General features: G+C 58.5%; 6 protein-coding genes and 1 pseudogene. 2 read left to right on the top strand and 5 right to left on the bottom strand.

All coding sequences use genetic code 11. From position 1 onward, the window contains the following. Nucleotides 1–306: 306 nt before the first annotated feature. Nucleotides 307–573, top strand: a complete 267-nt coding sequence (locus AB6803_RS18450; protein ID WP_371110242.1) for a helix-turn-helix domain-containing protein — start codon at nt 307–309, stop codon at nt 571–573. A 152-nt stretch (nt 574–725) separates the two neighbouring features. Here AB6803_RS18450 and AB6803_RS18445 read toward each other — a convergent pair whose 3' ends face one another. Next, on the bottom strand, nt 726–932 hold the full coding sequence (locus tag AB6803_RS18445) for a hypothetical protein (RefSeq protein ID WP_371110241.1): 207 nt from the start codon (nt 930–932) through the stop codon (nt 726–728). A gap of 204 nt (nt 933–1,136) precedes the next feature. On the opposite strand from AB6803_RS18445, the gene AB6803_RS18440 reads away from it, so the two are divergent. Continuing rightward, nucleotides 1,137–4,256, top strand: coding sequence for a DEAD/DEAH box helicase (locus AB6803_RS18440; RefSeq protein ID WP_371110240.1), 3,120 nt, complete (start codon nt 1,137–1,139; stop codon nt 4,254–4,256). A gap of 707 nt (nt 4,257–4,963) precedes the next feature. Here AB6803_RS18440 and AB6803_RS18435 read toward each other — a convergent pair. The 4 genes and pseudogenes from AB6803_RS18435 to AB6803_RS18420 form a co-directional block, all read right to left on the bottom strand. Further along, nucleotides 4,964–6,193 carry a patatin-like phospholipase family protein gene (locus AB6803_RS18435; RefSeq protein ID WP_371110239.1) on the bottom strand — a complete coding sequence of 410 codons (1,230 nt, stop codon included), beginning with the start codon at nt 6,191–6,193 and terminating at the stop codon, nt 4,964–4,966. A 157-nt stretch (nt 6,194–6,350) separates the two neighbouring features. Then, nucleotides 6,351–6,946, bottom strand: a pseudogene (gene dhaL / locus AB6803_RS18430) (dihydroxyacetone kinase subunit DhaL). Nucleotides 6,947–7,083: 137 nt separating this feature from the next. Next, nucleotides 7,084–7,902 carry an ABC transporter permease gene (locus AB6803_RS18425; RefSeq protein ID WP_371110238.1) on the bottom strand — a complete coding sequence of 273 codons (819 nt, stop codon included), beginning with the start codon at nt 7,900–7,902 and terminating at the stop codon, nt 7,084–7,086. Further along, nucleotides 7,899–8,768, bottom strand: coding sequence for an ABC transporter permease (locus tag AB6803_RS18420; RefSeq protein WP_371110237.1), 870 nt, complete (start codon nt 8,766–8,768; stop codon nt 7,899–7,901). Before AB6803_RS18420 ends, AB6803_RS18425 begins: the two co-directional genes overlap by 4 nt. Between the last annotated feature and the right edge of the window lie 48 nt (nt 8,769–8,816).

Genomic DNA, 8,816 nt, shown 5'->3' with positions numbered 1-8,816 from the left:
GACCAACACAAACGATACCTAAGGCGGGTCACTTCTCGGTGGAAATGCCGGGTCAGCTCTCAGTGGAAATCAACACATCCCCGCATTCAAGAGTTCTTGAGATCTGGCATTCGCGCATCGTTGTTGACCATCGGCTACTCGCCGGCCTTCCGACAGGACAACTCCGCGGCTAGTGCAACAAAGCGGGTCAGAGGGCGTAACCCGATGCCATATCCAGCGAATGGTCCCGAACTCGCAGCACATCGCAATTAATTAGGGACCTACAGTCCGTCGATTGTCAAGCCGTTAATATGCTTGTTTTGCAATATGGACGTGCGACAGACCATCGGTTGGAATCTAAGGCGACTTCGGGTCGCCAAAGGCCTGTCGCAGGAGCGGCTAGCATTCGAGGCTGAAATCGACCGCTCTTACGTTGGACGCGTTGAAAGAGGCACAGAAAACGTCACCGTGGCGACCCTTGAGGCCTTCGCGAAAGTCTTGTCTGTGAATGTTTCTGAACTGTTCGCGGAAATTAACCCCGAGAACAAGAAACCCCCGGGTCTTCGCTCAGGCCGCAAGCAAAAGGCATCCTAGCTTCGGAGTTAGCATGGGGTTTTCTGAACGGCTCTCGCCCGCAGGCGTATGGTTCGACGAATCGGGAGGCTTACGGTTCCTTTTGCAGCTGCGATCCGCACTTATATCGCGACATTTAATTGATATTGTACAGCTTTTGGTGGCATACTGCTTTAGAGCAAAAACTTCGAAGAATGCGTGGCGTGGCAAAAAGACCGTTGATACAAAAAGGCGTGGCGGAACTTGAAAAGTTGTTCGATCAACGGCGCGGAGATCAGCAATTTCTTGGCGATCTGATCGAGGAACTGTCCGAACGAAAAACCCAACGCGCGCAGGAACTGCGGCAACGTGCCGTACAGGCGAAAGGCACGACCGGTCAACGACCGGCAGCACCTATCGAGAACCACAAAACAACTCCGGACCGCTCACCGACAATCGCTATCGCGGCTGTCGATCAACCTGCAACGGCACCTCCCAAACAGACTGCAATCCCGAAAGATGCCTCGCCGATAGCGACCCGCGCGCCGCTTGAGCGGCCCCCTGTCAGCAACAACGCCGGAAACGTCCTGTCGGCATGGACAGCGATGGAGGTTTTGTCTCCGCCGTCTTTCCGTAAGCTCGAGGATTTGGCGAGCGGGGATCGATACCGCGTCGCTGCGATCGACAAGGAGGTTCTTCCCTGGGAGAACGGAGGCGAGAAAAGCCGCCCCAACCAGAAACTCTATTATCAGGTCATTCTCGGCAGCATCGATATGGAAGCATCGGTGTCTGCCTTACTGGCCGTTTACACCGACAGCCGCGCCGAGCGCCCGCAAGCGCGCGGCGAGGCAGTCCTCGCTACGATCATGGTGGACCGCGATGGCCGCCCCGTGGAGAACGAGGCCGTTTCCATTTCGAGTTTCGGTTGGGGAGTTCCGGTGGCACTGAGCGGCAAGCTGCGCGATCTCGGGCAATGGTCGCAGGCGGAAAAGGCGCTCCTGGAGGGCCTGACCGCGAGAGTGACAATCCTAGACAAGGACGGCAACGTGTTGCCGCTCACGCGAGAGATTATTCAGAATGCCTATGATTGGCTTATCCAGACAATCGGTCTTCCCGCACCGTTCGCCAAGCCACCAGCTTTTGCCGTGCGGTCCTTTCAATATTTCAAGCTGCAAGACCCGCCGGAATCGATCCTGCTCAATTCGTTCTTCCTTGACGATCTCGCAACAGCCCGATCGCTCGTCACTTCCGGCGAGGCGACACCAAACCTCAAGCGCTATCTGGGTGTCCTCAAACCGCGTAGTCGCCGCAACCTGATGAAGGATAATGGCGCGCTTGCCGATGCACTGGAACCTCAGAAATTTCCATTGGGATCATGGCCGGGCGACGGGCGACATCCGCTGGCACTTCTTCAGCAATGCGCGGTCAATCTCGCCCTTCACGATCTGAAGACGGACGGCATTCTGGCGGTGAACGGCCCGCCCGGTACCGGTAAAACAACGCTCCTTCGTGATGTCATCGCTGCCCTTGTCACGAAGCGGGCGGAAGTCCTTTGCACCTATGACGAGCCGGAAGACGCCTTTATCCATTCCGGGCAGAAGCTGAAGAAGGGAAATGCCTTCGTTCATCTCTACCGCATGGACAATAAGATCAGGGGCTACGAGATGATCGTTGCCTCCTCGAACAACAAAGCGGTGGAAAATGTCAGCGCCGAACTGCCCGCCATGCAGGCGATAGCGGCAGATGCGGACGGCCTGCGGTATTTCAAGACGGTATCGGACGCCCTTTTACAGCGCGACACTTGGGGTGCCATCGCGGCGGTTCTTGGCAATGGCAAGAACAGAAGCGATTTCCGGCAAACCTTTTGGTGGGACGAGGATGTCGGTCTCCAGAGGTATTTGCAGCAGGCAAGCGGCAATCCGCAGCTCATCACCGAGAAGACGGAAACCGGGACGAAGCAAAGGCCGCCGCATATTGTGATCAAGGAAAATGCCCCGGAGGATCATGACGAGGCGCTGCGGCGCTGGAGGAAAGCCCGTCAGCATTTCCGCAAGGTGGCGGCATCCGCCAAATCCGCATTGGCCGAATTGCAGAAGGCCCAAGATCTCTTGCGCTCCATCCGGCAGAAGCAAGAAGCGGTTGACGGCCTCGCTATCGAAGTCGAGGCCATGGCGCCTGTGTTGGCGCAGATGCTGGAGCGCGCCCGGAACGCGGTATCCGCATTCGAGAACCAAAAGCACATCGTGGAAGCGCTGGAACGGGACCGCGCCGCTTCCTTAAACCTCCGTCCGGGGTTCTTTAGCCGCCTATTCGGCACACACACCTATCGGTCATGGCATGCGGCGCACGACGTCATCTCGAAACGCCTCGCGTCCGAACAGGCAACCCTTTCGCGCCTGGAGGCGGACGCCGACGCGAAAAAGTCGGAACATGCGCGGGCCAATGGCGAGCTTCAAAAGATGCAAGCCTCGATCACCGGATTGACCGAGGCGCTGAACCGCGAACGGAGTGCGTGCGAAAGCCTTGCGCTCCAGTATCCCGGCACGTTCATCTCAGATGATTTCTTTGATCTGCGGCATCAGGAAAAGCAGAAGAGCGCGCCCTGGCTTGACACAAAAGCAGCCCGCCTACGAAACGATGTCTTCGAAGCGGCAATGGCTCTTCACAAGGCTTTCGTCGATGCCGCCGCCAAACCGATCCGGCATAATCTCAACGTGCTGCTGGACGGCTTCGGCACGCGCTCGCTGGGAAGTCCGGAAAAGGACGCGCTGATCCCCGACATGTGGTCCACTTTGTTCCTGCTGGTGCCGGTGGTGTCCACGACGTTTGCATCGGTCTCGCGGATGTTCACGAAAATCGGGCCAGAATCCTTCGGATGGCTGCTCGTGGACGAAGCGGGTCAGGCTTTGCCGCAGGCAGCTATCGGCGCGTTGATGCGGACGCAACGGGCGATGGTCGTGGGCGATCCTATCCAGATCGAGCCGGTTGTCGTCCTGCCCGATCAATTGACCGAAGCCATGTGCCAACAATTCGGGATTGATCCGCTGATCTACAATGCGCCTGGAGCCTCGGCGCAGACGTTGGCCGACAGCGCCACCGAATATTACGGCACGTTCGAGACAAAGTTCGGAACGCGCGAAGTCGGTGTTCCCCTACTCGTCCATCGCCGTTGCGCCGAGCCGATGTTCAGCATCTCCAATTCCATCGCCTACGAGAACCTCATGGTTCAGGCGAAGGTCGCAAAGCTCTCCGCGATCCGGGAAGTTCTCGGCCCATCCAGATGGATCGATGTCGAAGGACGCGGACAGGAAAAATGGTGCCCACAGGAAGGCACCACGCTGTTGGCATTGTTGCGTCAGCTTCGGGACAACGGATGCGTTCCCGATTTCTATGTCGTGACGCCGTTCGTGGTGGTACAGGATCGCATGCGGGAAGCGTTGCGGACGAGCGGCCTGCTCGATGGCTGGGTCGAGAACCCCTATCAGTGGGTTCGTGACCGCGTGGGAACGGTTCACACCGTTCAGGGTCGTGAAGCCGAAGCCGTCTTCTTCATCCTGGGCGCTCCCGACGTTCAGCAACGCGGCGCTCGCGGCTGGGCCGGTGACCGCCCCAATTTGCTGAACGTCGCGGCGACAAGAGCCAAGGAGGCGCTTTACGTCGTCGGCAATCGGAGCCTCTGGAAAACCGCAGGCGTGTTCCAGTCGCTTGATGATTTTCTCGACTGACCGGGTCAGTTCTCAGTGGCAATCAACAGATTATCCACAAAGCGTACCGTCGTATGCTCACTTGTTTTGCGCGTCATTACCGTTTTTATGCCCACCGATTTCTGTATCGCTGCTCCGTCTGAACCCTTGAAAACCCGCCGGGGCTTCAGTTGCCCGCCGGATGAAAATTCAATGGCACGTCATCTTCCGGAATAGGGCGGCTTAATTGACATGTGTTCTCGTGCCGCTCCTCCCACGAAGTTCCCGCGTAGCGAACTTCACTGCATCTTTCGTGATTCTCCTCAAAAGTTTTAGCATATTTCTTACCGAGCGGCTGAGACTACCCAACATTGCCGCTACAGCGAGCTTGCTTGCCAATCGTTGATCCATCGGCTTTATCAGCACTGGTCCATTACACGGATCGCTCTCTGTTGCGCCCGTTACGGACGCTCAAAAGTTGCGTCGATATGCGGGACAGATTTTATCATTTTGATCTGCCGGCGACTTCTGTGGGTTCTATTTTAGCGAATGATCATGCAAGTAGTGTTCGGGCGATCGTAAGGTGAACTCAGATCGCCTAAGAACACAGCATCGATCTTGACGGCTTGAACGGCATGCTCCCAACAATGCTGCCTAAACCTACTATCGATCAAGCCTGAGCTTACTTCGATCGAGCTGAAGCTGCAGCAAGCTATTTTCTCAATTCGCGGAAAACAATTCCATTTTTTTCAATAGTTTACGTTCGATTTTGGCAATTGAGCGGGCACCGATTGGCACTCGGGATTCGACGTGGCGGTCGTGAAAAGCGGAACATCGTTCCAAAGAGTTCCATTCAACGTCTCGCGCGCACCCAAGGTGAATACGGTCCGCATATAACCATCGTTGAAGGGGTCGGCGATGTCGTAGGGAATTTGGCAATCGATCGATGCAACGTGAAATGTCGCGCCGGTTCGGTGTGCCCAGCCGTATAGCGCCATCAGCGCATCGCGCTCCTGCGCCTTGATGAGCGTGGCATAGGCCCGCGCCATGACGGGCAAGGTCCGCTCGGACGTATTGGAAAATTCGGGCATGAGCGCATTATTGACGAGCACGAAAATGTTGAGTTTCCGGGCCTTTGGCCGAGGCGCGCGGGATGCCGACGCCAGCACGGCGCTCGGGAAGGTCAGAATCTGCGAGGAAGAGCCGCCGTCGGAATGGAGCTCCTGAAAATGTCGGTCTCCCGCCTGCACCTTGATCAACACCGGCGGATATACGCCGGGAATACTTGCTGAGGCGACAAGCACGTCCCGGAATAGCTGAAGGGCACCCGGCCGGCCGCTTGCGGCGATCGCGCCCATGTTCCAGACCACCGCCCTCTGCGAGTCGAGATTGGCGGTGAGAACCAGGAGCCGGCGCCCGTTCCGATGTTCTCTCGCAACCGCGTCGAGGACGTCCTGCGTGATGTACTGATCCACCATGCTGCGAAGCGTGCGTCCGCGCAGAAGGCTCTTTCCGAGCATCTGGTTTGGCAGCAGCCTGCGGTCGACGAGGTTCTTGGCAACGCCGATCGTGTAGAGATGCGCGATCAAATCGTCATAGGACGATCCAAGAAAGGCGAAGGGAGCGATGAGCGCGCCGGTGCTGACGCCGCTGACGATGTCGAAGCGCGGCCGGGCACCGGTCTTCGTCCATGCCGACAACACGCCGGCACTGAAGGCGCCTCCAGCCCCGCCTCCCGAGATCATCAGGTAGTTGACATCTCCCTCCGCGGCGGCAGGCCGCCAGTCAAAGGCGTCTTCCCACGAGCTGGGGCCTTCGTCGAGATAGGATCTTACTCCCGGAAACCCGGGAACCTCCGCAGCAGACGATTGGTCGGCACGGTATTGCGGGCGTGATGTGGTCACGCAGCCTGCAAGGGGAAGAAGCAGGATGATCAGCAGGCAAAGACGCCTGTAATAGGTTTGGTCGCGGTTCGGCAACGCGGATACTCCGGGGAAAGCTGTCGCGTCATGTGTGAACCGCTCTCTAGCGTCGGCTATTGGCGCAGATATGTTCCGCATATTTCCATGGGTGAACGCCTTGTGACCAAACCATGGCCAACGCGGCAAGCCGATCCCGACCGAGCAGCTTTGGTGCCTACTCGGCTAAACCGCTCGTGGAGAAACTATCTCCCATGGCACGCATGATAATCACGGCAGATGCCGCGCCCTGATCGATATGTCCCAGCGAGCGCTCTCCCAGCCTTGCCGCGGCGGCAATCATAGAGTGGGTCGAATTCGTGCCGGTTTCCGCAGCCTCCACGATGCTGTTCCAGAGTTCACGCGTCCGCATTGCCTGGCCAGCGCATTGACGGCCGCTTCCGTGGCGGGAATCCAGGCATCCAGCATGGCCTTGTCGCCGCGCTGGCCCTTGCCGCGCTCTTTTATCCCGGCCGTCATCGCTTCGACGATTGCGACCTGGCCAGCGACCGAAAGGGATTCATCCTGTTTGAGCGCTTGCGCCGCTCTTCTGAAGGCGGTCGCATAAAGCGGGTCGGCGGATGCGCCGACGGCATCCAGAAAAGCCGAGGCGGCAACCGTAAAGATATCCGAGGGAAGCGTTCGCTCCAGGTCGAGTTTTGTCAGCTCGGCATTCACGGCCATGAAGCCAAGCGCCATGGTGATCCCGTGATCGGCATCTCCGATAGCACCGTCAAGTTCCGAGAGATGATCCTTCTCGGCGGTGATCGCTATGTCACCAAGCTACGGGAATCCGGCCCATCCGGCCAACAAGCCAAGCGGGATCATGCCAACGCTTCAAAGGTCAGGTGGAGAGAGTCGTCGAGGGTGAATTGATCGTGGCGTGTCGGTTGCGGAACCCGGCGGCAAACTCAGCCGCTGCTGCGAGCCGCATCCCCTATCCGGGCCTGCCACAGGAATCGGAGCGCAATCAGTACGACGCACAGGACCGAGATCAGAAAGATAGCGCCGGACATGGCGTAGATGACCGGCGACGCACCGGAGTTCATCTTCCCGAACAGCACCACGGGTAAGGTGTTCTGCCGTCCCGCCAAATAGAAGGCCCGCGTGAATTCGTTGAGCGACAGCAAAAAGGAAAAGATGAAGGCGCTGATCAGGCCGGGGCGGATCAGCGGCAGGGTGATATCGATAAACCGGCGCCCCCAGTTCGCACCCAGATCGGCCGCGGCGACCAGATAGGCGTTCCGCACCGCCGCAAAGCTCGTCAGAATGACGATGAAGGCGAAAGGCATGGCCCACAGCAAGTGACCGGCGATGACCGTCAACATCGACGCCTTGATACCAACGCGCGTAAACACCGCTGAGAGCGCCAGCCCGTGAATAACACCCGGCACGAACATCGGCAGGATCACCGTCAGCAGCCATGCGGTCCGGCGCGTGCGCAATTCGAAATAGGCCAGTGCCGCCAGCAGCGACATGATGGTTGCCAGAACCGCCGTCGCCATGGCGATGATCAGCGATTGCTCCAGGGCACCGATCAGCGCCGTCTCCTGCGGCAGCGATGCGTACCATTTCAGGCTGAGGTCGGAGACAGGCGGCAGGCCAGGCTGCAGGGCGGGATTGAAGGAGATCGCCAGCAGATAGAGCGGCGGCGCATAGATCACCAGCAGGCCGGCGATGGTAACGACCCAAAGCAGAATGCGGTTGGCAAGACCTTCGCGCAGCATCATGGCGACTGGTCCTCGAACAGTGATGCAAGCCCGAAGATGCGGTTGCCGATCAGCACGAGCCCGAAGATCACGATAAGCACGATGGTCGAAATGGCGAAAGCCATCGGATAATTGGCGACGCGCATGACGTCGTTGATCATCACCGACACGATCGACGCGCCCGCACCGCCCAGCATCTGCACTTCGGTGGACGAGCCCACCACCATAACGAAGACGAACAGGAAGCCGGCGAAAATGCCCGACTTCGTCAGTGGCAAGAGGATCGTCGTCAGGCTCTTCCAGAATCCGGCGCCAAGATCCTGGGCGGCCGCCAGATAGGTTGGATCGACCCGGCGCATGGACAGCAGCAACGGGAAGATCGCGAACGGCAGGTAGGAAGCAACCAGCCCGACGATGACGGCGAAATTGCTGAATAGCAGCCAGTCAACCGGCGCATCGGTGATACCGACAGCCTGCAGCCAGTCGTTGATAATTCCGACGCGCCCAAGCACAAGCCGCCAGGAAAAGGACCGGATCAGATAGGAGGTGAAAAAGGGAATGGTAATCAGCGCCAGGAGAATGACATTCAGCCGCCGCCCGGCCAGGAAATGGATCGCATAGCTGGTCGGATAGGCGATCAGCAGGCATAGCAGCGCCGTACCGAAGGCCTTGATCAAGGTCGAGACGATGACTGTCCAACGCCCGGCATCAAGGATGCCCGCATAGCCGGCAAGGTTTAGATCCGGCTTGATCCAGTATGTCACCGGATCCCAGCTCCAGAAGCTCCAGACGACGACAACGATCAAGGGCACGAGTCCGAACGCCAGGATCGCCAGCAGCGGCGGCGCCAGCAGCATCGACGAAATCGGCAAACGTGCTCTGAACATACGGGCCTTCAAGAACTGATGGCAGCGGCGACAACAAAAATCGCCGCT

The organism is Rhizobium sp. RCC_161_2 (genome assembly GCF_041355235.1).
Classification (GTDB): domain Bacteria; phylum Pseudomonadota; class Alphaproteobacteria; order Rhizobiales; family Rhizobiaceae; genus Rhizobium.
Note: the sequence above shows the minus strand (reverse complement) of the source record. Positions and strands in the feature narration are given on the sequence as shown.

Coding starts and splice junctions, on each gene's coding strand:
- AB6803_RS18450 (WP_371110242.1), top strand. CDS start 307: ATGGACGTGCGACAGACCATCGGTTGGAATCTAAGGCGACTTCGGGTC.
- AB6803_RS18440 (WP_371110240.1), top strand. CDS start 1,137: ATGGAGGTTTTGTCTCCGCCGTCTTTCCGTAAGCTCGAGGATTTGGCG.
- AB6803_RS18425 (WP_371110238.1), bottom strand. CDS start 7,902: ATGATGCTGCGCGAAGGTCTTGCCAACCGCATTCTGCTTTGGGTCGTT.
- AB6803_RS18420 (WP_371110237.1), bottom strand. CDS start 8,768: ATGTTCAGAGCACGTTTGCCGATTTCGTCGATGCTGCTGGCGCCGCCG.